The sequence below is a fragment of the Micromonospora mangrovicola genome (assembly GCF_047200535.1).
Lineage (GTDB): Bacteria > Actinomycetota > Actinomycetes > Mycobacteriales > Micromonosporaceae > Micromonospora.
On record NZ_JBJZOG010000028.1, the window covers coordinates 40,880 to 63,985 of the forward strand.

Sequence of the window (23,106 nt, forward strand, 5' to 3'; positions counted from 1 at the left end):
TCGGGCTCACCGCAGGGCGACGCTCAGCAGGGTGTCGAAGGTGCCCCGGTCGATCGCCTCGGAATTGGTGAGCAGAACGACCCGCCGGCGCGAGGCCGGCAGGCAGCCGGCGAAGGACAGGAAACCAGCGTTCTGCCCGCTGTGGTGGAACCACGGTTCACCGTCGAGCGTGCCGGTGAACCAGCCGTAGCCGTACCCGTCCTCGCGCGGACCGCGCCCGGTGGAGGTGCGGGTGGTGAGCATCAGCGTCCGGTACGGCTCGTCGATCAGCCGGCCGACGCGTAGCACGTCCAGCCAGGCCAGGACGTCGCCGACGGTGGACCAGACGTCCCCGGCGCCCATGTTGACCATGTCGAGGTCCCACGACGGCACGAGCTCCCCGTCCGGGCCGTGCCCCGGTGCGACATCCGCGCGCCCGCCCGGCGATCCGGCGAAGGTCCGCTCCATCCCGGACGGTGCGAAGATCTCCTCGGCGAGCAGCTGCGCGTACGGGCGGTCGGCCACCCGCTGGGCCACCTGCGCCAGCAGCACGTAGGCGGGGCTGCTGTAGTGCCACCGGGCGCCGGGGGCGAACAGCGGCGGCCTCCGGTGGAAGCTGGCCAGCAGCTCCTCCCATTCCACCCGCCGGGCCAGGTCGATCTCCGGGTAGTCGTGCCAGTGCCCGATGCCCGACGTGTGGGCGAGCAGCTGGTGCAGGCTGAGATCCCGCCACTCCGGCGGGCTCGCGCCGAACCAGCGCCCGAGCCGGTCCTCGAGGTCCAGCGCGCCGCGTTGCGCCAGCAACAGGATCGCGGCGGCGGTGAGTTGTTTGCTCACCGAGGCGAGCTGGAATCGGGTGTCCGGCGTGCAGCCGGCCGCGATCGCGGCCGCGACGACCACGTCATCCCGCTTGACGAGAATCGAGCCCTGGAGCTGCGACACCGGCGGCATCGGCCGACCGTACCCCGGTGCGGTCGCTCCCGGCGGCCCGGTGACTGCGTTCCGGAAGCCTTCCGGAAGGTGCTTGTCCACCGTGGTGGTGGGGCCTAAACTCCGACTCGGACCGCTTCAATCTGCGGTTGTCTATCTCGTCTCCGAGGGTCCGGGCCGCCGTCATGGCGCCTCGCCGGCGAGCCGTGGCAGGTGACAGGGCACCCCTGCGCGGCCTCCCCACCACCTCAGGAGATCGCATGCAGACCTCGTATCGCCCGATCGGCGTGAGAACAAGGATGAGACTGCTCGGCGCGGCGGTGGTCGCCGCCGGGCTGACCGCACTGGCGGCCGTGACGTTGCCTGCGCCGGCCTCGGCGGCGGCGCTGACCGAGGTGACGAACTTCGGTGCCAACCCGAGCAACCTGCGCATGTACCTGTACGTGCCGGACACCGCCGCCGCGCGGCCGGGGCTGCTGGTGGTCAACCACTACTGCACCGGCACCGGCCCGGCGATGTACTCCGGCACCCAGTTCGCCGCCCTCGCCGACCGGTACGGCTACGTCGTGGTCTACCCGTCGGTGACCCGCAGCAGCCAGTGCTTCGACGTCTCCTCGCCGCAGGCGCTGCGCCGCGACGGCGGCAGCGACCCGGTCGGCATCAAGTCGATGGTGGACTACGTCCGGCAGCGTTACCCCGTCGACCCGGACCGGATCTTCGCCACCGGCGTCTCGTCCGGAGCGATGATGACCAACGTCCTGCTCGGGGACTACCCGGACGTGTTCAGTGCCGGTGCGGCCTTCGCCGGGGTGCCGTTCGGCTGCTTCGCCACCACCAACGGCTCTGAGTGGAACAGCGAGTGCGCCAACGGCCAGGTCATCAAGACCGCGCAGGCGTGGGGCGACCTGGTCCGCAACGCGTACCCGGGGTATACCGGGCACCGGCCGCGGATGCAGCTCTGGCACGGGACGAACGACGAGACCCTGCGCTACCCGAACTTCGGTGAAGAGATCAAGCAGTGGACCAACGTCAACGGGCTGAGTCAGACCCCGGCGTACACGGACAGCCCGCAGTCCGGCTACACCCGCACCCGCTACGGCGGCACCGGCGGCACCGCGCCGGTCGAGGCGATCAGCATGCAGGGCGTCTCGCACAACCTGCCGGTCGACGCCGCCCAGGCGATCCGGTTCTTCGGCCTCGACAGCACGCCGCCGACCACGCCCCCGCCGAGCAGCCCGCCGCCGACGACCCCGCCGCCGTCGGGCGGGTGTCGGGTGGCGTACGTGGTCAACGCCTGGAACACCGGGCTGACCACGGCGGTGACCATCACCAACACCGGCACGACGACGGTGAACGGCTGGAGCCTCGCGTTCACGCTGCCGAGTGGGCAGACCATCACCAACGGCTGGAACGCGACCTACACCCCGTCCAGCGGTGTGGTCACCGCCCGCAACGTCTCCTACAACGCGACCATCCCCCCGAACGGGTCGGTGGACATCGGCTACCAGGCCACCCACACCGGTAACACCGGCAAGCCCGGCTCGTTCACCCTCAACGGCATGCCCTGCGCAATCGCCTGACGATCCAGCTCGCCGGCCGTGCCCGCACGGCAACGGCCGGCGAGGCCCGGGCGCGGGGTGGGCATGAGCGCGCCGCGGCCGGGTACGCGTACCGGGCAGCCAAGAGTCGAGCGGGAACGGGGTGACCCGGCATGAAGGTCCGCAGCTCCCTCCGCGGTCTGAAGCGGAAGGTGAACTCGATCGTGGTACGCCGTCGCGGCAGGGTCTTTGTGATCAACAAGGCCGATCCGCGGCAGAAGGCCCGGCAGGGTTGAGCCGGACGTGGCGGACGGCCGCGGCGAGGCCAACGGCGTCGGGCTCGGCTCGTCCGCCAGAGAGCGCCCGCGACCGGTTGCGGAAGTTCAGGATCGGGGGTGGGCACGCCGTGCTCGGGCTGCCACGAGGGTCCGATCCGTTGCCGACCGGCAGCTCACGCATTTAGTTCCGGACTTTTCACAAGACGCGAAAAAAGGAGGGGTGAGCGGCTGCTCCATTGACAGGCGCCACTACCCGGGGAAATCTGCACCGGAACGGGCGGGCCTTCGCGGCCGCCCGCGTCCCGTTTCCCGTCCCGGTCCCACCGCGTCCCCGGAGAGGCCCCATGTCACCGGTTCCACCGCGCCGCCATCCCGCCCGCCGAACACTGCGCCGCCTGCTCGCCACGCTCGGCACCCTGCTCGTGGCCACCGTGCTGGTCGCCCCGCCGTCCCCGGCCCGGGCGGCCGATCCGCTGCTGTCGCAGGGACGGCCAACGACCGCGTCGTCCACCGAGAACGCCGGCACCCCGGCCACGAACGCCACCGACGGCAACACCGGCACCCGCTGGTCCAGCGCCTTCGCCGATCCACAGTGGCTCCAGGTCGACCTCGGCGCCACCGCCACCATCTCCCGGGTCACCCTGGTCTGGGAGGCCGCCTACGCGAAGGCGTACCAGATCCAGACCTCGACCGACGGCTCCGCCTGGACCACCGTCTGGTCCACCACCACCGGTGACGGCGGCACCGACGACCTCACCGTCAGCGGCACCGGCCGGTACGTGCGGATGTACGGCACTGCCCGGGGCACCGCGTACGGCTACTCGCTCTGGGAATTCCAGGTCTACGGCAGCACCGGCGGGGGCGGCGGCTGCGACACCGCGACCAACGCCGCGCAGGGCCGGCCCGCCACCGCCTCGTCGACCGAGAACGCCGGCACCCCGGCGAGCGCGGCGGTCGACGGCAGTCTGAGCACCCGCTGGTCCAGCGCCGCCAGTGACCCGCAGTGGCTCCAGGTCGACCTGGGCAGCGTCCGGACCCTGTGCCGGGTGGTGCTGACCTGGGAGACCGCCTACGCGAAGGCGTACCAGATCCAGACCTCGACCGACGGCTCCGCCTGGACCACCGTCTCCGCCACCACCACCGGTGACGGCGGCACCGACGACCTCACCGTCAGCGGCAGCGGCCGGTACGTGCGGATGTACGGCACCGTCCGGGCCACCGGCTGGGGTTACTCGCTCTGGGAGTTCGCCGTGAACACCACCGGTGGGGGCACCACCATCCCGGGTGGCGGGTCGCTCGGGCCCAACGTGATCACCTTCGACCCGTCGATGTCCGCCGCCACCATCCAGGGCCAGCTCGACTCGGTCTTCCACACCCAGGAGTCGAATCAGTTCGGCACCCAGCGGTACGCCCTGATGTTCAAGCCGGGTGACTACTCCGGGATCAACGCCCAGATCGGCTTCTACACCTCGATCATGGGGCTCGGCCGGAACCCCGGCGACGTCCGCATCCACGGCGACATCACCGTCGACGCGGGCTGGTTCAACGGGAACGCCACCCAGAACTTCTGGCGCTCGGCGGCCAACATGCAGGTCTTCCCGTCCGCCGGGTTCACCCGCTGGGCGGTCTCCCAGGCGGCGCCGTTCCGCCGGATGGACATCCAGGGCGACCTGAACCTGGCCCCGAACGGCTACGGCTGGGCCAGCGGCGGGTACATCGCCGACAGCCGGGTGACCGGCACCCTGCAGCCCTACTCGCAGCAGCAGTGGTACACCAGGGACAGCAACATCGGCGGCTACCTCAACGCCGTGTGGAACATGGTCAACTCCGGGGTCGTCGGCGCGCCGGCCAACAGCTTCCCCAACCCGCCGTACACCACCCTCGGGCAGACCCCGGTCAGCCGGGACGTGCCGTACCTGTATCTCGATTCGGCCGGCAACTACAACGTCTTCGTCCCGTCGACCCGTACGAACGCCTCCGGCGCCTCCTGGCTGGGCGGCTCCACCCCCGGCACGTCGGTGCCGTTGAGCCAGTTCTACGTCGCCCACCCCGGCGACAGCGCCGCCACCATCAACGCGGCCCTGGCGCAGGGCCTGAACCTGCTGTTCACCCCGGGCATCTACCCGGTCAGCGAGACGATCACGGTCAACCGGGCGAACACGGTGGTCCTGGGCATCGGCTACCCGACCCTGATCCCGCAGAACGGCGTCACCCCGATGACCGTCGCCGACGTCGACGGGGTCCGGCTGGCCGGCATGCTCTTCGACGCCGGCCCGATCAACTCGCCGGTGCTGCTCCAGGTCGGCACGGCCGGCTCGACCGCCGGCCACGCTGCCAACGCCACCTCGATCCAGGACGTCTTCTTCCGGATCGGCGGCGCGGGCGCCGGCAAGGCGACCACCAGCCTGGTGGTCAACCAGAACGACGCCCTGATCGACCACATCTGGGCCTGGCGGGCCGACCACGGCACCGGCGTCGGCTGGACCGTGAACACCGCCGACACCGGCCTGATCGTCAACGGGAACAACGTCACCGCACTCGGCCTGTTCGTCGAGCACTACCAGAAGTACGAGGTGATCTGGAACGGCAACAACGGGCGGACCATCTTCTTCCAGAACGAGCTGCCGTACGACCCGCCCAGCGCGTCGGCCTGGATGAACGGGTCGATGGTCGGCTACGCCGCGTTCAAGGTGGCCAACGCGGTCACCTCGTTCGAGGGGTGGGGGATGGGCAGCTACTGCTACTTCAACGTCGATCCGACCATCGCCGCCTACCACGGCTTCGAGGCGCCGACCGCCGGCGGCGTACGGTTCCACGACCTGCTCACCGTCTCGCTGGGCGGCAACGGGAAGATCACCCACGTCATCAACGACACCGGCGCCACGGCGCAGGGCACGGACACCGTGCCGGTGAACGTGGTCAGCTATCCCTGACCGGGTGCGGGGGCGACGCGCGCCGTCGCCCCCGCACCCCTGTCGACGGGGCGGTCCGGTAGCGGCGGCCGGGTCAGCCCGCGCCCCGACACTCCGGGCCGGGACCGGTCCAGCCCGTGGAGGTCGGCATTCCGACGGCCCGGGGCCCGACCGCGGCATGGATAAACGCCTTGTCGCCTTGTTGGAGCGTGCCTAGTGTGCGTTGATGCTCTCGCGAATGCTGACGGTGACCTTCGATGCGCACGACCCGGCTCGCCTGGCGCGGTTCTGGGCCGGTGTGCTCGGCCGGGAGGTGGTCGAGGAGTCCAGCGGCGCGTTGCTGCCCGGCGATGACACCCAGCTCGGCCTTCGGTTCGTCCCGGGCCGGGCGGAGCAGGTGGGGCCGAGCCGCCGCATGCACCTGCACCTGACCAGCGCCAGCCCCGCCGACCAGCAGCACACGGTGGCGACGGTGCTGGGGCTCGGCGGCGGCCACCTCGATGTCGGGCAGCGTCCGGAGGAGGGGCACGTGGTCCTGGCCGACCCCGAGGGCAACGAGTTCTGTGTGATCGAGTCGGGCAACTCCTTCCTCGCCGGGTGCGGCCTGCTCGGGGAGCTCGCCTGCGACGGCACCCGGGAGGTCGGCCTGTTCTGGGGCGAGGCGCTGGGCTGGCCGCTGGTGTGGGACCAGGACCAGGAGACCGCGATCCAGTCACCGCACGGCGGCACGAAGGTCGCGTGGGGAGGCCCGCCCGTGGCCCCGAAAGAGGTGCCGAACCCGCAGCGTTTCGACCTCGCCCCGGCCGGCGGCGACCAGCAGGCGGAGGTCGACCGGCTGGTCTCCCTCGGGGCCACTCGGCTCGAGGTCGGCGAGGATGCCGCCGTAATCCTGGCCGATCCCGACGGCAACGAGTTCCGCGTGACCGCGAACTGACCTGTATGTCGGCACCCCTCGTTGTCGGCATCGACCACGTGAGGATGACCGTCAGCCACGGACCCCGGGGCAGTGCGGCGGTGGACGCTGTGTGTCATCTGTCCGAGCGGCACGGCTTGGTCAGCTACGACCCGCAGGGCGACGAGGTCACTGGCCTGCGTCAGGACTACCGGACCGCCGAGCCGCTGGGTGACCAGAGCGGCAGGTTGATGGTGGGTGGTGGGCGAGGGCTACCGGGTTGCGGTGCCAGGGCGGCTCGCCGACCCCGGTGATCCGCACCCCGCCCCACGGGTCGACCTCGGTGAGCCGGGCCCGGGCGCTCCGGTCTCCGACGCGTACCTCCACGTCGCGGCGGCCGGACCGGAGCAGCCGGACGATCCGGGGCTCGGGCTCGACCCGCGCGGCCCAGTGGAAGCGGCCGTCGACCGGCTCCCAGCGTCCGGTGCCGTGCAGCCGCACCGCGGTGCCGGCGATCCACGCCGGACCGTGCCAGCTCACGGCGCGATCCGCTCGTGCGCGCGGGTCAGCTCCGCCGGGAGGTCCGCGCCGCGCCGGACGCCCTCGATGCCGCTCCACAGCAGCGTGGTCAGGTAGTCGGTGAGCGCGGCCCGCCGGATCGGCTGGCCGTGCGTGGTCCACCAGTCGCCGACCGCCTGCACGAACCCGACCAGGCCGTACGCCCACGGCTCGGCGGGACCGGCGTCGAGGCCGAGGGCGCGCAGCCGGTCGCCGATCACCCGGGCCAGCCCGGCGGCCACCTGCCGGCTGGTGCCGGCGACGACCTGCTGGATGCCGGGGTGGCCGGCCTGGTGCAGCAGGAAACGGTAGAGGGTGGGCTCCGACTCGACGATCCGCAGGTACGCGTCGATGGTCGTCTCGACCAGGGCGCGCTCCTCGCGGACCTGCTCGACGGCGGGGGCGATGCTGTCGACGACCCGGGCCGCCACCACCTCGCTGACCGCGAGCCACAGCTGCGACTTGTCGGCGAAGTAGCGGTAGAGGACGGGCTTGGTCACCCCCGCCGTGGCCGCCACCTGGTCCATGTCCACCTGCGGCCCGTGCCGCAGCAGCGCCTGCACGGCCGCCCCGATCAGCTCCTGCCGGCGCTGTTCGCGGTGCTCGGCCCAGCGGTCCCGCCGGCCGGTGCGCCGGGGCGTGGGCGGCCCGTGCGGGGTGTCGGGTCCATTGACATCGGTGGAGGTGGGCTGCATGCTACCACTCGTAACAGTTACTGGAAGTTACGTCAACAGGGAGGCGTCATGGAGAGCGGCTTCCCCCGCGAGGCGGTGGCCACCCGGCTGCTCACCGCCTCGGTGCGTACCAGCTACGAACCCACTGTGGACATCGACTGGGCGGCGCCGGTCCGGCCGGGGGCGTACTGGCTGCCGCCGGAGCGCAGCAGCCTCTACGGCACGCCGCTGTGGCAGCGGCTGGGCGAGGAGCAGCGGATCGAGCTGACCAAGCACGAGGCGGCCAGCGCGGCCAGCGCCGGGATCTGGTTCGAGACGATCCTCATGCAGATGCTGGTCCGGCACTACTACGACGCCGACCCGACGAGCCGGCACGCCCAGTACGCGCTCACCGAGATCGCCGACGAGTGCCGGCACTCCATCATGTTCGGCCGGCTGATCGAGGCCACCGGCTGCCCGGTCTACCGGGCCGACCCGCTCGACCATCTCCTCGGCCGGTGGCTCAAGGCCACCGCAACCGGGCCGCAGATGTACGCGGCCATCCTCATCGCCGAGGAGATCCTCGACGCGTTCCAGCGGGAGATCATGGCCGACGAGTCGCTCCAGCCGCTGATCCGGATGGTCTCCCGGATCCACGTGGTGGAGGAGGCCCGGCACGTGCGCTTCGCCCGGGACGAGCTGACCCGCCAGGTCGAGGCCGCCGGGCCGCTCGCCCTGAACTACGCGCGGCTGGTCGTCGGCCGCGCCGCGTACCTCATCACCCGCCGCCTGGTCCACCCGCGGGCGTACGCGGCGGTCGGCATCACGCCCGCGGCCGGCCGGGCCGCCGCCCGGGCGAACCCGCACTGGCGGGCGACCCTGCGCTGGTCCGCGCAGCGGGTCCTCGACCACCTGACCGGCCTGGGCCTGGTGGCCGGGCCGGGCCGGCTGCTCTGGGTGCGGGCCGGCCTGCTCGACCGGTGACGACGACCGGCGGCGGCCCACCTGGGGAGGGTCGCCGCCGGTACCGGGTCAGGCGGTGGGGAAGTCGTCCGGGGTGCGGATGCGGTTGCGCAGGAAGTTGCCCGACTCGGTCAGCACCGAGGTGCCGGCGTAGGTGCCGCCGGAGCAGGTGCCCGGCTTGAACGCCGCGCTGCCCTCGCTCGCGTCGGAGTACGTCCAGTTCGCGTAGCTGATCTTCAGCTGGTCGAGCAGGTCGAGCCAGGCGGTGCTGCTCGCCGTGTCGACCGCGCCGTCACCGGTGTAGGTGACCGTGCCGAACTCGGTGACGAACAGCGGGAGCCGGGCCGCGGCCCGCCGCACCTCGTTGCGGTAGTTGTCCCTGTGGGACGCGGCGTAGAAGTGGAACGTGTACATGATGTTGTCCGCCCGCACCGGGTTGTTGACGATCTCGTCGGAGTTGCCTCCCTCGGAGACGCCCAGCGAGGACCACCCGCGGGTGCCGACGACGACCACCGCGTCCGGGTCGTTCGCCCGGATCACCGGGATGACCTGCTCGGCGTAGCTTCTGATGGTCGACCAGCTCACGCCGTTGGGCTCGTTGGTGATCTCGTAGATCACGTTCTTTCTGGCGGCGTTGCGTGCCGAGACCGCGGCGAAGAAGGTCTTGGCCCGGTCCAGGTTGTACATCGGGTCACCCGGGGTCAGCGTGTGGAAGTCGATCAGCGCGTACATGCCACGCGCCTCCGCCTTGTCCACCAGCGTGTTCACCTGGTTGGTGAAACCGGTCGGGTTGGTCTCGTAGCCCTGCTCCTGCACGTACATCGAGATGCGCAGCAGGTCGGCCTGCCAGTCGTCGGCCAGGGCGTTGAGGGATGCGTCGTTGTAGCACTGGGCGAACCACTGCAACCCGTGGGTGCTCATGCCGCGCAGCTGGATCGGCTTGCCGTACTGGTTGCAGAGGTTGACCCCGCAGACCCGCAGCTGGCCGTTGATCGCCACCGGCGTGGTGCCGGTGGGTGGCGGGGTGGTGGGCGGCGGGGTGGTCGGCGGGGGAGCGGTGGGCGGGGGAGTGGAGGTCGGTGGCGGGGTGGTGGGCACGATCCCGCCGGTGCAGGTCGTGCCGTTCAGGGTGAACGAGATCGGGGACGGGTTGGCGCTGGTCCACGACCCGTTGAACCCGATGGTGGTGCTCGCGCCGGTGGCCAGCGTGCCGTTGTAGTCCAGATTGCGCGCGGTGACCGCGCTGCCGCTCTGCTGGTACGTCGCCGACCAGCCCTGGACGACCCGCTGCCCCGGGTCGGGGAAGGTGAAACCCAGGGCCCAGTTGTTCACCGGGTCGCCCAGGTTCTTGATGCTGACGGTGGCGGTGAAACCGCCCGGCCAGGAATTGGTGGTGTAGGTGACGGCGCAGCCGGTCGCCGCCATGGCGTTCGTCATCGGCAGCAAGGCGGTCGCGGCCAGGGCGAGCGCGCCGACGGCACCGCCCACGAGCAGGCCGCGCCGGGACGGGCGGGGAATCGAGATCATGCGGGATCGTCCCATCTGGTGGGTGGCGGTGACTGGACGGTGCCCGTCGTGAACTCGCCCGGAAAGTTCGACGCGGCAACCTCGGGAGCGCTCCCACGCAGAGGGTAGAGCGGACCGACCCATCGATGCAACCGGTGGCCGCCCGCGGGGAACCGCCCGTTGCGGTCAGCGGCAGCAACTGGCCGTCGCCCGCGCGCTCGTCACCCGCCCGCGCCTACTGCTGCTCGACGAGCGACCGACGGCATCCAACCGTCGGCGGTGGCCGAGATTCAGGACCTGATCGCGGCGTGGCCGCGGCTCACTGGCGCTCGCGGCGCCCGCTGTACAGGCCCAGTGCGTTGCAGACGTCGAAGACCCCCGGCACGTCCCAGGCGAGTTCACCCGCGGCCTGCCTGGCCTGCCGGTCGGCGACCGTCCCGCTGAGGATCACCACCCGGTTCTGCACGCGGACCGCGATGCGCTGCCGGCGGGTGGTCCAGTCGATACTCAACCGCTGCGCCACCAGGGCGGCGAGGCGGATGTCCTCGCTGTCCGGTTCCGGCTCGTCGCCGGCGAACGGGAACTCGGGGTACGGCCAGGGCATCACCACGGGGGATCTCCTTGCTGTGGGGGTGGGGGCGGGATCGTCCGACCGGTGCCGGCCGGACGGCGGGGTCAGCGTGGAGCGGATCGGACCGCCACCGGGTCGGCCGACCCGCTCAGCGCGCGGGTACGGCTGTCGAAGATCGGGAACAGTCCGTCCAGCCGCATGGTGTGCAGCACGGTGAGCACGAACCGGGACGGCGCCACCAGGCACAACCGCCGGCCGCGCTGCCGGGCGTCGCGGTGCGCGCGGACCAGCAGCCCGAGCCCGGTCGGGTCGATCACCGCGACCTCGGTCAGATCCACGAGTTCCCGCTCGCCGACGGCGACCGTCTCGGCGAGGGCCCGACGTACCGGGTCGACCGGGTCGACGTCCCGCGCCGCGGCATCGTGGCCGATCTCGTCCAGGTAGTCGACGCCGAGCCCGTCGTCGGTCGCGGCGGGCACGCTGCACCGGGGGCAGTGGTGCGGCCCGGAGGCGAACGGCGAGCCCACCCAGTCGTTCTCGAACACCAGCGTCCAGACCACCTCGGCGTCGGGCAGGGTGCATCCGGCGCCGGTGACCGTGTCGCCGCACCCGTCGCAGATGAGCGTCATCAACTGGTCTGCGGGAACGACCGTCACGGCCACTCCTTTCGGCCCGTGCCCGGCCCGGTCGGACGACTCTTCCGGGCCGGGGTCGGCGGGCGGGTCGACCCGTCCGAGCCCGGCCGGCCGGCCGTCACCGCGGCCAGCACGACCGCGACCGCGGCGAACCCGGACTGCACGATCAGCGGCAGCACCGTCAGCCGTGTCCGGTCGACGCCGACGAGGCCGACGACGATGGCGCCGAGCAGCGCCGCGGCGACCCCCAACGCGAGGGTCAGCCAGACCGGAGCGGCCGTCCGCCCCGGCACGACGAGGCGTCCGAGCGCGCCGACGACGAGTCCGACAACGAGCGCGCCCACGAGCGTGGTCCCGTTCACGGCTCCTCCTCAGCGGGGCGTTGCGACCCGGGCCCGACCGCGTGCCGGCGGGCCGGATGTGGGCTCGCTCGCGGCCCCGCCCACCGGCGCGCCGGACGTGGGCTCGCTCGCGACGGGCCGGGGCGGTCGGGGGGTGTGGACGATCGGCACGGTCTCGCCCAGCCGGGCGGTCTCGAGGATGCGTTGGATGCGGGGGTTCGGGTTGCGGACGGTGAGGGTGGCGCGACGGCGCGCCATCCGGCGGTGCACGTCCAGCAGCAGCGCGATGGCCGCGGCGTCTACGTGTCGGCACTCGGCCAAGTCGATGGTCACCTCCCGGGGATGCAGGGCCAGGACCCGGTCGAGGACCACGGCCACCTCCGACAGCCGGGCGAGGTCCAGCTCCTCGGTGATCTCCACCTCGACCAGTGGCACGGCGCACTCCTGCGGAGACTGCGGGGGAGCGGTCATCGGTCGGCTTCCTTGACGTCGGGTCAGGTTCGTCCACCACTGTCCGCAGCGATCTTGGAGGTCGTCCCGCGGTTGTGTGTCAGTTCGGTGACAAAATCCGGGAGCGGCTGACACGGTTGGGTGACCGGGCCTCGGCCAGGGATGATGCGAACATGACGGCCGTACTGGTGATCGAGGACGACGACCGGATCCGGCTCGCGCTGCTGCTCGCTCTCGAGGAGGAGGGCTACACGGCGTACGGGGCCGGGACCGCCGAGGAGGGGCTGCGTCGGCAGCGGGAGACCCCGGCGGACTACGTGCTGATCGACCTGATGCTCCCCGGTATCGACGGCTTCGAGTGCATCCGGCAGCTGCGCCGCGACGACGACGTGCCGGTTGTTGTGGTCAGCGCCCGGGACGACACCCATGACATCGTCGCGGCGCTGGAGGCTGGCGCGGACGACTACGTTGTCAAGCCGGTCGCCATCAAGGAACTCTCCGCGCGGCTGCGAGCCCTGCGCCGGCGAGGCCGCTCCACCGCGGTGCCCGCCCAGATCTTCGGCGAGTTGGAGATCAGCCCGGAGGCCGGTGAGGTGCGCCGCGCGGGCCAGCCGGTCGCGGTGACCCGCACCGAGTTCCGCCTGCTGTGTGAGCTGGCCGAGCACGCCGGCCGGGTGCTGTCCCGGCAGCAGTTGCTGCGACGCGTCTGGGGCTACGACACCGGGGACGAGCGCCTGGTCGACGTGCACGTGGGCCGCCTCCGGCAGAAGATCGAACCCGACCCGGCCAACCCCCGCCACCTGGTCACGCTGCGGGGCCTCGGCTACAAGATGCAACGATGACCCGGCTCGGCCTGCGTGCCCGGGTGACTGCGGCGTTCGCCGTCGGCGCGCTGCTGCTCGCGGCGTCGATGGCGCTGTTCTCCTACGACCTGACCCGCCGCTCCCTGCTCGAGGAGCGGGAACGCACCGCTGTCCGGGCCGCCTACTACGACGCCGCCGTGGTCCGCTCGGGGCTGGACACCGACAGCCCGGACGTGGTGGCCGTGCTCCGGTCGCTGGACACCGGCAGCAGCCGCCGACCCCTGCTGCACCTGTCCGACGGCTGGTACGCCCGCACCGCCGAGATCGGCGGCAGGGCGATCCCGGCCGAGCTGCAGCACCTGGTCCGCAGCGGCCAGCCGGGCGTGCAGCGGGTCCGGATCGACGGGCAGCCCACCCTGCTGGTCGGCATCCCGCTCTCCGGCGGGGTGGGCTACTACGAGCTGACCTCGCTGCGCGAGGTCGAGGAGACGCTCCAGGTGGTGGGGCTGGCCCTGACCGCGGTCGCCATCATGGTCGCCGGGGCCGGCGCCGCGCTCGGCTGGTACGCCACCCGGCACAGCGTTCGCCCGCTGACCGCGGTCGCGGACGCGGCCGAGCGGATCGCCGCCGGGGACTTCACCACCCGGCTGGACCCCACGACCGACCCGGATCTCACCCGCCTCTCCAGTTCGTTCAACCACATGGTCGACCAGCTGGTGCGCCGGAACGAACGGGACCGCCGGTTCGCCGCCGACGTCAGCCACGAACTGCGCTCACCGTTGCAGACCCTCGCCGCCGCCGCCAGCGTGCTGACCCGTCGGCGCGGGCACCACGACGAACGGACCGCGACGGCCGCCGGTCTGGTCGCCGACGAGGTGGCCCGGTTCCAGCGCCTGGTCGACGACCTGATCGACCTCGCCCGCACCGAGCAGCCCGCGCAGCGGGAGAGCGTGGACATCGGGGTGCTGGCGCGGGATGCCTGCCGGGCCCGCGCGCTGCCGGAGCAGCTCGTCCAGGTGCGCGCCGGGACCCTGACCGAGTGGCGAGTCGACCGGCGACGGGTCGAGCAGATCCTGCTCAACCTGCTGGACAACGCGGTCAGCTACGGCGGCGGACCGGCCGCCGTACGGCTGTCCCTCGATGACGACGGCGTCGGGGTGATCGACGTCGAGGACGATGGTCCCGGCGTGCCGGACACCGACCGGGAGATCATCTTCGACCGCTTCGTACGGGGCCGCGCCGCCCACGCCCGGGCCGGCACTGACGGCACCGGGCTCGGGCTGGCGCTGGTGGCCCAGCACGCCGCCGCCCACGGCGGCCGGGCGACCGTCGTCGACCGGGAGCCACGGGGTGCCCGGTTCCGGGTCGAGCTGCCGGAGGTGCGATGATGCGCCGCCACGTCGCGTCGGTCCTGCTCGTGGCGCTGCTGAGCGGCTGCGGCGTGCCGGTCGACGCCACGCCGCGGTCGGTGTCGGCCCCGCCCGGTACCTTCCCGACCCCGGCGGCCACGGCGACCACCGAATCCGACGGTCGGGTCGACGAGACCCTCTGCTTCGTCCGGGACAACGGGTTGGAGGCGGTCACCCGCCGGGTCGACGGCGTCTCCGGCGTCGACACCCAGCTGCAGCACCTGCTCACCGGCCCGGACGACACGGAACGGGAACGCGGCCTCGCCACCGCGCTGCCGGGCACGGTCACCGTCGCGGGGGCCAGCGCCACCGGGACTGTGGCGATGATCGACGTGCGGGAGGCCGGCGAGGAGACCGGCCGCAGCGACGAGGTGCTCGCCTTCGGGCAGATCGTCTGCACCCTGACCCACCGCGCGGACGTCGACAGCGTCGCGTTCCGCCGGGACGGCCAGCCGCTGGAGGTGCCCCGCGCGGACGGGTCGCTCTCCTCGCTGCCGCTCACCGCCGCCGACTACCGGCCGTTGCTGCGCCGCTGACCGGCCCCTCGATCGCCGGGGGCCCGGTCTTGGGCCGGCCGCCAACCGGCCGGGCGCGCGGTGGACCGGGGGAGGGCGGCCGGGCCGTGCGGACCGGTGCCTGCCCTGTCATGACCGGTGCGCTGTGGTCCCCGTCGCACCCCGAGCGACGCTTCGGGGGGAAGATTGTCCAGATGTAACCGCTATATCCATCGTCCGTTCGGTTGATCAGGCGGCAGCCTTTGGTTTAGTGTGGCTGGCACGACCGGTGTGGAGGGGTAACCGTTCTCCTCAGGACAGGAAGGGCAGTATGACCACGACGACCATCGCGCCGACGACGACCACCGACGTGCACCGCGCTGCGGTGACCGGCGAGGAGTCCCGCGCCAGCGAGTTGATCGCCGCCCTGTCCGCGCTGCCCGAGGGGCATCCGGACCGGCCGGCGCTGCGTAACCAGGTCATCGAGGCGTGGCTACCGTTGGCCAACCACCTCGCCGCCCGTTACAGCGGCCGGGGCGAGCCGGTCGGCGATCTGGCCCAGACCGCGGCCCTCGGCCTGATCAAGGCGGTGGACCGGTTCGACGCCTCCCGTGGCGTGGACTTCGCGGGCTTCGCGATCCCGACCATCCTCGGCGAGATCAAGCGGCACTTCCGGGACCGCACCTGGAACATCCGGGTGCCGCGGCGCCTGCAGGAGCTGCGGCTGCGCATCTCCGAGGCGAACAGCACCCTCACCCAGACGCTCAACCGGGCACCCACCGTCGCGGACATCGCCGCCCACCTCGACCTCACCGAGGAAGAGGTCCTCGAGGGCCTGGAAGGCGCCCGCGCCTACAACGCCGTCTCGCTGTCCACCCCGATCGGCGACGGTGACAGCGCCACCGAGCTCGGCGACACCCTCGGCACCGAGGACAACGAGTACGAGCTGGCGGAGCTGCGGGCCTCGCTCGGCCCGGCCCTGGCCACGCTCGACGAGCGGGAGCAGAAGATCCTGACCCTGCGCTTCTACGGCAACCTGACGCAGAGCGAGATCGCCACCCGGGTCGGCGTGTCCCAGATGCACGTTTCCCGGCTGCTCGCCCGCGCGCTGACCAAGCTGCGCGGCCAGCTCACCGAAGCCTGATCCGCCGCCGCCCACGCACCGTCACCCGGCTCCCCCGGGTGACGGTGCGTCTTTCTACCCTGCTGCCCGCGCCCGGTCGACGGTCAGGGGCCGGCGGCCCGCCCGTTGTCCGGGGCGCGGGCGTCCGCTCGGAGTGCGACGGTGGCGGTGGTGCCGGGGGACAGCAGGAGCGTCCGGTCCCGGACCGTCACCGGGACCGGCGGGTCCGCGCCCGGACCCGCCGCGATCCGCAGCTGCTCGTGGTCGACGTGTAGCACCAGCAGCCGGTTGCGGTAGCGGAGCACGCAGTCGAGCTGGTCCATTCCCTCCGGAAGCAGCGGGTCGAGGCGCAGCACGTCGCCCCGGACCTCCAGCCCGGTGTAGCAACGTTGCAGGATGTCCAGCGTGCCGGCGGTGGCGCCGAGGTGGATGCCTTCCCCGGTCGAGCTGTGTTCCGGGTCCGCCAGGTCGGTGTCGAGCGCGTCGAGCAGCATGTCGAAGGACCGCCGGCGGTCGGTGCGGGCCAGCACCCACGCGTGCACGATCCGGCTCAGTGTGGAGCCGTGGGTGGTGCGGTAGAGGTAGTGGTCGACCGTGGCGGGTATCCGCGCCGGGTCGAAGCTGTAGCCCATGCTTTGTACCAGCGCGGTCAGCTCCTCGGCGCCGAACAGGTACAGCAGCATCAGCACGTCGGCCTGCTTGGAGATCTTGTAACGGTTCGGGTCGTCGCCCTCGGCCTGCAGCAGCGGGCCGAGCAGCCGCAGGTCGCCGTACCGCCGCCGGTACCGGTCCCAGTCCAGCTCGGTCAGGTCGCCGTACCCGTCGAACTGGGCGAGGATGCCGTCCGGCAGGAAGATGAGCCGCAGCCGGCGGGCGATGTGTCGCCAGCGCCGGAGCTCGTCGGCCGTGACGGTCGCGGTACGCCACGGAGCCGCGCCCGGGTGCCGGTCCCGGATCGCGCATGCCTGGTCCGCGCGGGCCAGCACCCACGCCACCATCACATTGATGTACGCGCAGTTGTCCAGCCCCTGTCCGGCACGGCCGGGGTAGCCGTCGTGGTACTCGTCGGGCCCCATCACGCCCCGGATGTCGTAGCGGTCCTCGGCCGGGTCGTAGGTGGCCTGGCCGGCCCAGAAACGAGCCGCCTCGACCAGCAGCTCCACACCGAGTTCGGTGAGGAAGGACAGGTCACCGGTCGTTTCCCAGAACCGCCACACCGAGTAGGCCACCGCGAGGTTCACGTGGTGCTGCCGGCCGGTGTGGTCGTCCAGCCACTCGCCGGTGACCGGGGAGGGGGATCGGGACGGGCTCTCGTCCCGGCCGCTGGTGGCGCTCTGCCAGGGAAACAGCGCGCCGGCCATGCCCGCGGCGGCCGCCTGCCGACGGGCTGCCGGCAGGCGTCGGTACCGGTACTCCAGCAGCGCCCGGGTCAGCTCCGGCAGGCGCAGGTTCAGGTACGGGTAGACGAACAGCTCGTCCCAGAACACGTGCCCGTGGTAGCCCTCGCCGTGCAGTCCGCGGGCCGGCACCCCGGCGTCCAGGCCGATCGTGTGCGGCGACAGCGTCTGCAGCAGATGGAAGGTCTGCACGCGCAGCGGCAGCTGCCAGACGTGCTCCTCGCCGATGTCGAGCCGGAACCGCGCCCACAGTCGGGCCCACGCCGCCGCGTGCTCGGTCAGCAGCGCGTCGAACGTTCCGGCCCAGCGCACCTCCGCGCACGCCGCGGTCAGCGGGTCGTGCACCGCCCGATCGCGCCCGCAGTACACCGCGACCGTCTTGGCCACGGTCACCGGTTCCCCGGCGGCCACGTCGATCCCGAGCGTCTCGGCCACGTCGTGGACGCCCCGGTTCACGGTACGGGTGGTGCGGGTGCCGGCGCGGTCGCCGACGCCGACCGAGGTTCGGGCCGTGACCGCGACCGGTTGCCGCGAGCCGGTCGTCTGGGCGGTCAACCAGAGCACCTCACCGTCCTCGCCGCCGTCGATGTCGGTGAGATGCCGTCCGCAGGCGCCGACCGGGGCCGCCGTGTTCGCGTTGGTCACCCCGCCGTCGATGCCCGATCTGACCTCCAACCGGCCCGACCAGTTCTCCGCGACGATGCTCGTCTCGAGCGCGGCGAGGTGGGGGTTCGCCATCGACACCAGTCGCCGCTGGCGGAGCCGGGTCCGCCGCTGGTCGCGGTCGGCGACCAGGACCTCTCGCAGGTAGACACCGCGGCGCAGGTCCAGCAGCCGGTGCTCGTGCATCCGTCGGGCGCGGTCCGGGGCGTACCAGTCGCCGCCGGCGGGGCGGAAGGTCAACGGCAGCCAGTTCGGCAGGTTGACGATGCTCTCCTCGCCGTCGGGTCGGCCCTCGCCGCCGATCAGCCGGTTGTGGAAGCCCGCCAGGTAGCTGCCCGGGTACCGGACCCCGTCGGCCGACGCCTCCGGCGCCGCGCCCCGGGTGGCCAGGTATCCATTGCCCAGGGTCAGCATGGTCTCCCGGGTGCCTTCCGCCGCCGGGTCGCCGCCCTGGTAGCCCAGCACCCACGCCGCGGGCAGGTCCTCCCGGCACAGCTCGCACCCGGGGTCCGGGTCCACCCGCGGGGTGGACGGCATCCGGGTCACCGGGCCCGGGGGAGGCGGCAAAGCCGGGCGACCTGGTCGGCGGCGAGTGCCACCGCTGGCCGCCGGTCCGGTCCACGGCTGACCACCGAGGTCGGGGCCTCTGGTGAGGTTTGCACCAGTAAAGAATATTGACGTACCGGGTCGCCCGGGCCGGATGTCCGGTCTCGGGACCTGCCCGGCGGATCGTCGTCGGGACCCGGGTGGCGCTCCGCCGACTCTTGACGCCGTGCGGCGTCAGCGACCCCGGGCCCGGATCGCTGCGGCGCGTCGTAGCGCCACAGCTGCGGCACGGTCCGGAGGATGCCTGCGACGGCGACGATGGTCAGCACCCCGCCCACCGAGATCGCCCAGCGTGGTCCCCATGCCGCCCCCGCAACGCCGTGCAGTACGTTGGCCAGCTGCGGGCCGCCCATCGTGACGACGACCATGGCACCCTCGATCCGGCCGCGCAGCGCGTCGTCGGTGTGCGCCTGGCTGATGGCCCGGCGGAACGTGCTCAGCACGAAGTTCGCGCCCCCGCCGGCCAGCAGGGTGACGGCAGCCAGCCACAGCCGGGGCGCCAACCCCAGCAGCACGACCGTCACGCCCCACGCGACGGCGGCGGACGCCAGCAGCACACCGTGCCGCCGGGCACGGGTGAACCCGCCCGACACCAGCCCGACCGCGAACACGCCGGCCGGGTAGCTGGCGTAGAGCACACCAAGCTGGAAGCCGCCCCCGGCCGCACCACCGAACTCCCGCTGGGCCAGCTCCGGATAGAGCGCCCACGGGGCCCCGAACACCATCGCGGCGAGGTCCACCCCGATCAGCGCCACCAGCAGCCGCCGGGAGAACAGGTAGTCGAAACCGTCCAGCAGCTGACGGGCCACCGGCCGCCGGCCCACTGCGCTCGCGTGAACCGGTGCGTCGCCGGGCGGTACGACCGTGGGCGCGGGGGGCGGAAGCGGCGGGAGCCGGAACACCGACCACGCGACGACCAGCAGCGCCAGCGTGTCCAGGAGATACAACCTGCCCAGTCCCACCACCGGGATCAGCACCCCGGCCAGCAGCGGACCCACGATCGACCCGGTGTACCGGACCAGCGAGCTCAAACCGTTCGCGGCGGCCAGCAGGTCGGCCGGTACCACGCGGGGCACGGCCGCGCCCATCCCTGCCATGATCGCTCCGTAGCTGAGGCCCTGGCAGGCGACCAGTGCCATCAGTACCGGCGCCGACCGCAGGTCCAGCGCCGCCTGCGCCCACAGCCCCACGTAGGTCACCGCCAGAGAGCCGTCGGCGAGCAGTAGCAGCCGGCGCCGGTCCACCGTGTCAGCGAGGGCGCCGCCCCACAATGCCGAGAGCACCAGCGCGACCAGCGACACCGCCGCCGAGGCCCCTACGGTCGCCGACGAGCCGGTCACCGCGAACAGTTGCGTGGGAACGGCCAGCCCGCTGAACGATCCGCCCACCGCGGCGATCACCGACGCGATCCACAGTCGCCGGTACGCCGGGATGGCCAGCGGGCGCCGGTCCACCAGGTATCCGCCCAGCTTCCGTCCCCGGGTGCTCCCGCCGGCTCCGCCATCGGTTCCGGTTGCCGTCGTCGACGGTCGCATGCCCATACCCCTCCGGTCGGCCCGTGCCGGCGGTGGCCGGCGCCGACGATGCTGTGGCCTGACCCAGGGGAAAGGTCCAGCACCCCTCCGGTCCGGAAGGGCTGCGTCCGGTGGTTCACGGGCTGACCGGCCGGTGGAGCCGCGACGATCCGGACGGTACTTGATCTACGATGATCTTTGTGGTATTATGTCCAGTTCTGGCTGGTAGCGTCGGCGGCGTTTCCCGTACCTGTCGCGCCATCCTCGGCGCGGTTCACGGAAGGACCCGCCACGTGCCGGAGACATCCACCCTCGACACCCGCGTCCGCGACTTCCTGGCCGTCTTCTCGCCGGCCACGGACCCGGCGGACGTCGGGGCCCTGGGCGCCTGCTTCGCCGATCCGTTCCTGCTGGCCGACGAGACCGGCGCCCGGCCGGTGCCACGCGCCGCCTTCCTCGCCGCCCTGCCCCGCCGGACGCGGCTGTTCGCCGACGCCGGGCTGGGTCCGGCGACGCTGACCGGCCTCACCTGTCGCCGCCTCGACGACCGTTACGTGCTGGCCCGCACCGACTGGGACGCCCCGCGGGTCGCCGGCGGCGCGCCCGTCCGGCTGGCGTCCTCGTACCTGCTGCACGACGACGGTGACCGGTTCCGCGTGGTGCTCTACCTCAACCACCAGGGACTGCCGGGCGCCTGACCCTGCCGTGGCCGTACCCGGTCGCCCCGGCCGGCGGATCGCCCGCCGGTCGGGGCGACCGTCGGCTCACCAGGGCGCCGGGGCCGGCGGCGCGACGACCGGCGGACGGTCGTCGCAGGTGATGGTGTTGGGTAGCAGCCAGGGAGCGAGCCAGCCACCGTCGTTGCCACCGAGGTCGGTGAGCTGGAACTCGGACCCGGCCGGGGTGAAGTGGAACGAGCCGCAGTTGTTGACCCCGACCGCTCCGACGTTGCGGGCGTCGACGTTCGCGAAGGACGCCGATCCCGCGGTACGGGCGCTGACCACCGAGGTGCCGGTGCCGTCGACCCGGACGTCCCGGAAGTGCACGTTGCTGATCGAGACGGTGTCCTTCACCGGCCAGTCGCTGACCAGCATGATCGCGTTGTACGTGTTGTCGAGGAAGGCGTCGCCGACGACCTGGATGTCCGCGTCGATGCTGCGGTCCAGCGCGTAGAACCAGATGGCGCCGAGGCCGATGTTCCAGTTCAGCTCGTAGGAGCCGGCGCGAACCGTGGTGTTGTCGGTGATCCACAGGTGTCCGGTGAACGGCTCGGCGCCGAACCTGGAGCCGACCTGGATGGCGCTGCCCTCCCGGACCGGGTCGGCGATCAGGTTGGCCGAGATCGTGTTGTCGGCACCGCCGTACAGGGCGATTCCGTTGGCCAGCACCGGTGACTGCACGGTGTTGTGATCGAAGGTGTTGTGCGCGTCAGCCGTCCCCTCCGACCACATGGCCAGCCCGTCGTCGCCGGTGTTGCGGACGAAGGTGTGCGACACGGCGGAGTTGGTCACGCCGGTGTGGAAGTTGACGCCGTCGGCGATCTGGTCGGCGATGACAATGTCGGTGACCCGCAGGTCGGTCATCGGTCCGTCGAACCACATGCCGACCTTGGTGTGGTGCAGGTAGAGGCCGTCGATGGTGGAGCGGCTCAGCGCCCCGCCGATCGCGTTGACCTGATCGTCGTCGATGCGTTCCCGCACGTCGCCCTCGACGGTGAAGTCGGCGAGGTGCACGTTGCTGCTGCCGCCGTCGGCGGCGTCCCGGCCGTAGAAGCCGACGCCGGCGTGCACCGAGCCGTCGGGGGCCGGGGTGTCCAGGGCGACCTCGCGACCCTTCACGATGGTGTACCAGCTGCCGGCGCCCACGATGGTCACGTCGTCGACGATCACGTGCCGGTTCACCTGGTAGGTGCCGGGCGGCAGGTAGAGCGTGCGGTGCCCCCGGCGGGCGTACGCGACGGCCCGGTCGAAAGCGTCGGCGGACTCCCGCCGGCCGGTCGGGTCGGCGCCGAAGGCGAGCACGTTCACCGCGCCCGGGACCGTCCGCGGCGGGCCGACCAGCTGTGAGTCGAGCAGGTCGATGACCGTCCAGGCGGCGCCGCTGCCGACCGGGGCGGTCAGCCGCACCACCTCGCCGGCCCGGTACGTCCGCCCCAGCAGCAGGCGCTGCTCGTCGTAGAAGTGGTGCGGCCGGAAGGGCCTGGTGATGGTCGGCGCCGGGGTGGTGGCGGCGGGCACGCACCCGCACTCGGTGATCCACCAGTCGGGGTGCAGCAGCCCGGCGTCAGGGTCGTTGGAGAACGGGTACTGGTTGTAGAGCCAGGCGTACTGCGAGGTCAGGGTCATGGTGCGGGTCGGTCCACGGCCGACGGTGACGTGCAGCGGCGCGGTGATCCCGCCGCCGCCCGGAGCGTCGGGAATGCTGTACCGGACGGTGAGCGCGTTGGCCGCCGCCGGGAGGGTGAATTCGACGTACTGGCCCGGGTTGAGCCGGACCGCCCGGCGTCCGGAGGCCTCCCCGGCGAGGGTGTAGGCGGCGCGGTCCGGGCCGATGACCGTCCCGGTGGTCCGGGCGTGCTCGGCCTCCTGTTCGGCGAAGTCCACGGCGGCGCCGCGGCCGGTCACCAGTGCCGGGTCGAGGCCGGCCCGGGTCACCACCGGGGTCGGGTCGGCGGGGGCCGGCGGGGTCGCCGCCGCGCTCCCGGCGGGTACGGCGAGGGCGACGGCGCTCGCCGTCGCGACGATCCGGGCGGTCAGCAAGTGCCGGCGTCGACCCGCCGGGCCGTCGTCCATGCTCCGTTGCATCGGTTACCCACTCTCCGGGACGGGGGGGACGGTGGTGGAACGCCGCGCCGAGGCAGGGTGCGCCCGACTCGGGCAGGGGGATCATGT

The 23,106-nt window shown here is 72.4% G+C and carries 22 protein-coding genes; 11 read left to right on the top strand and 11 right to left on the bottom strand.

Annotated elements, in window-relative coordinates; genetic code table 11:
* Positions 1–6: 6 nt before the first annotated feature.
* Entirely contained in the window at positions 7–930 is a 924-nt protein-coding gene (locus ACL02O_RS14075) for a serine hydrolase domain-containing protein (RefSeq protein ID WP_412818497.1), read from the bottom strand.
* A gap of 278 nt (positions 931–1,208) precedes the next feature.
* On the opposite strand from ACL02O_RS14075, the gene ACL02O_RS14080 reads away from it, so the two are divergent.
* From ACL02O_RS14080 to ACL02O_RS14095, 4 genes are all read left to right on the top strand, one after another.
* On the top strand, positions 1,209–2,489 hold the full coding sequence (locus tag ACL02O_RS14080) for an extracellular catalytic domain type 1 short-chain-length polyhydroxyalkanoate depolymerase (protein WP_412818498.1): 1,281 nt from the start codon (positions 1,209–1,211) through the stop codon (positions 2,487–2,489).
* A gap of 131 nt (positions 2,490–2,620) precedes the next feature.
* Entirely contained in the window at positions 2,621–2,743 is a 123-nt protein-coding gene (locus tag ACL02O_RS14085; RefSeq protein WP_412818499.1) for a 50S ribosomal protein L36, read from the top strand.
* 326 nt (positions 2,744–3,069) lie between these two features.
* Entirely contained in the window at positions 3,070–5,658 is a 2,589-nt protein-coding gene (locus ACL02O_RS14090) for a discoidin domain-containing protein (protein ID WP_412818500.1), read from the top strand.
* A gap of 205 nt (positions 5,659–5,863) precedes the next feature.
* Complete coding sequence (locus tag ACL02O_RS14095; protein WP_412818501.1) at positions 5,864–6,571, top strand: VOC family protein; 708 nt, start codon at positions 5,864–5,866, stop codon at positions 6,569–6,571.
* 147 nt (positions 6,572–6,718) lie between these two features.
* On the opposite strand, the gene ACL02O_RS14100 is transcribed toward ACL02O_RS14095, so the two are convergent.
* Both ACL02O_RS14100 and ACL02O_RS14105 read right to left on the bottom strand, forming a co-directional pair.
* Complete coding sequence (locus ACL02O_RS14100) at positions 6,719–7,069, bottom strand: DUF4873 domain-containing protein (protein ID WP_412818502.1); 351 nt, start codon at positions 7,067–7,069, stop codon at positions 6,719–6,721.
* On the bottom strand, positions 7,066–7,782 hold the full coding sequence (locus ACL02O_RS14105; RefSeq protein WP_412818503.1) for a TetR/AcrR family transcriptional regulator: 717 nt from the start codon (positions 7,780–7,782) through the stop codon (positions 7,066–7,068). The genes ACL02O_RS14100 and ACL02O_RS14105 overlap by 4 nt, the downstream gene beginning before the upstream one ends.
* Before the next feature lie 48 nt (positions 7,783–7,830).
* On the opposite strand from ACL02O_RS14105, the gene ACL02O_RS14110 reads away from it, so the two are divergent.
* Positions 7,831–8,724, top strand: a complete 894-nt coding sequence (locus ACL02O_RS14110) for an AurF N-oxygenase family protein (protein WP_412818504.1) — start codon at positions 7,831–7,833, stop codon at positions 8,722–8,724.
* A gap of 48 nt (positions 8,725–8,772) precedes the next feature.
* Here ACL02O_RS14110 and ACL02O_RS14115 read toward each other — a convergent pair whose 3' ends face one another.
* The gene (locus ACL02O_RS14115) at positions 8,773–10,230 is read right to left on the bottom strand and encodes a cellulase family glycosylhydrolase (protein ID WP_412818505.1); all 1,458 of its coding nucleotides are present in this window, start codon (positions 10,228–10,230) and stop codon (positions 8,773–8,775) included.
* A 178-nt stretch (positions 10,231–10,408) separates the two neighbouring features.
* Between ACL02O_RS14115 and ACL02O_RS14120 the strand changes: the two genes are divergently transcribed.
* Entirely contained in the window at positions 10,409–10,510 is a 102-nt protein-coding gene (locus ACL02O_RS14120; RefSeq protein WP_412818524.1) for a hypothetical protein, read from the top strand.
* Positions 10,511–10,528: 18 nt separating this feature from the next.
* On the opposite strand, the gene ACL02O_RS14125 is transcribed toward ACL02O_RS14120, so the two are convergent.
* From ACL02O_RS14125 to ACL02O_RS14140, 4 genes are all read right to left on the bottom strand, one after another.
* Positions 10,529–10,819, bottom strand: coding sequence for a BON domain-containing protein (locus tag ACL02O_RS14125; RefSeq protein ID WP_412818506.1), 291 nt, complete (start codon positions 10,817–10,819; stop codon positions 10,529–10,531).
* 65 nt (positions 10,820–10,884) lie between these two features.
* Entirely contained in the window at positions 10,885–11,436 is a 552-nt protein-coding gene (locus tag ACL02O_RS14130; protein ID WP_412818507.1) for an STAS domain-containing protein, read from the bottom strand.
* Complete coding sequence (locus tag ACL02O_RS14135; protein ID WP_412818508.1) at positions 11,433–11,777, bottom strand: hypothetical protein; 345 nt, start codon at positions 11,775–11,777, stop codon at positions 11,433–11,435. Before ACL02O_RS14135 ends, ACL02O_RS14130 begins: the two co-directional genes overlap by 4 nt.
* 9 nt (positions 11,778–11,786) lie before the next feature.
* Complete coding sequence (locus ACL02O_RS14140) at positions 11,787–12,227, bottom strand: STAS domain-containing protein (RefSeq protein ID WP_412818509.1); 441 nt, start codon at positions 12,225–12,227, stop codon at positions 11,787–11,789.
* A gap of 152 nt (positions 12,228–12,379) precedes the next feature.
* Here ACL02O_RS14140 and ACL02O_RS14145 point away from each other — a divergent pair, with 152 nt between their 5' ends.
* The 4 genes from ACL02O_RS14145 to ACL02O_RS14160 all read left to right on the top strand — a co-directional run bounded on the left by ACL02O_RS14145 (position 12,380) and on the right by ACL02O_RS14160 (position 16,056).
* Positions 12,380–13,048, top strand: coding sequence for a response regulator transcription factor (locus ACL02O_RS14145; protein WP_412818510.1), 669 nt, complete (start codon positions 12,380–12,382; stop codon positions 13,046–13,048).
* Positions 13,045–14,397: a HAMP domain-containing sensor histidine kinase gene (locus tag ACL02O_RS14150; RefSeq protein WP_412818511.1), complete on the top strand. Its 1,353-nt coding sequence runs from the start codon at positions 13,045–13,047 to the stop codon at positions 14,395–14,397. The genes ACL02O_RS14145 and ACL02O_RS14150 overlap by 4 nt, the downstream gene beginning before the upstream one ends.
* Positions 14,394–14,954: a GerMN domain-containing protein gene (locus tag ACL02O_RS14155; RefSeq protein ID WP_412818512.1), complete on the top strand. Its 561-nt coding sequence runs from the start codon at positions 14,394–14,396 to the stop codon at positions 14,952–14,954. The genes ACL02O_RS14150 and ACL02O_RS14155 overlap by 4 nt, the downstream gene beginning before the upstream one ends.
* Positions 14,955–15,243: 289 nt before the next feature.
* On the top strand, positions 15,244–16,056 hold the full coding sequence (locus ACL02O_RS14160; RefSeq protein ID WP_412818513.1) for a SigB/SigF/SigG family RNA polymerase sigma factor: 813 nt from the start codon (positions 15,244–15,246) through the stop codon (positions 16,054–16,056).
* Between the two features lie 83 nt (positions 16,057–16,139).
* Here ACL02O_RS14160 and ACL02O_RS14165 read toward each other — a convergent pair whose 3' ends face one another.
* On the bottom strand, positions 16,140–18,632 hold the full coding sequence (locus tag ACL02O_RS14165; protein ID WP_412818514.1) for a glycoside hydrolase family 65 protein: 2,493 nt from the start codon (positions 18,630–18,632) through the stop codon (positions 16,140–16,142).
* Between the two features lie 5 nt (positions 18,633–18,637).
* On the bottom strand, positions 18,638–20,155 hold the full coding sequence (locus ACL02O_RS14170; RefSeq protein ID WP_412818515.1) for an MFS transporter: 1,518 nt from the start codon (positions 20,153–20,155) through the stop codon (positions 18,638–18,640).
* A gap of 353 nt (positions 20,156–20,508) precedes the next feature.
* Here ACL02O_RS14170 and ACL02O_RS14175 point away from each other — a divergent pair, with 353 nt between their 5' ends.
* Positions 20,509–20,913, top strand: a complete 405-nt coding sequence (locus tag ACL02O_RS14175) for a hypothetical protein (RefSeq protein ID WP_412818516.1) — start codon at positions 20,509–20,511, stop codon at positions 20,911–20,913.
* A 66-nt stretch (positions 20,914–20,979) separates the two neighbouring features.
* On the opposite strand, the gene ACL02O_RS14180 is transcribed toward ACL02O_RS14175, so the two are convergent.
* Entirely contained in the window at positions 20,980–23,019 is a 2,040-nt protein-coding gene (locus tag ACL02O_RS14180; RefSeq protein WP_412818517.1) for a glycosyl hydrolase family 28-related protein, read from the bottom strand.
* Positions 23,020–23,106: the final 87 nt, after the last annotated feature.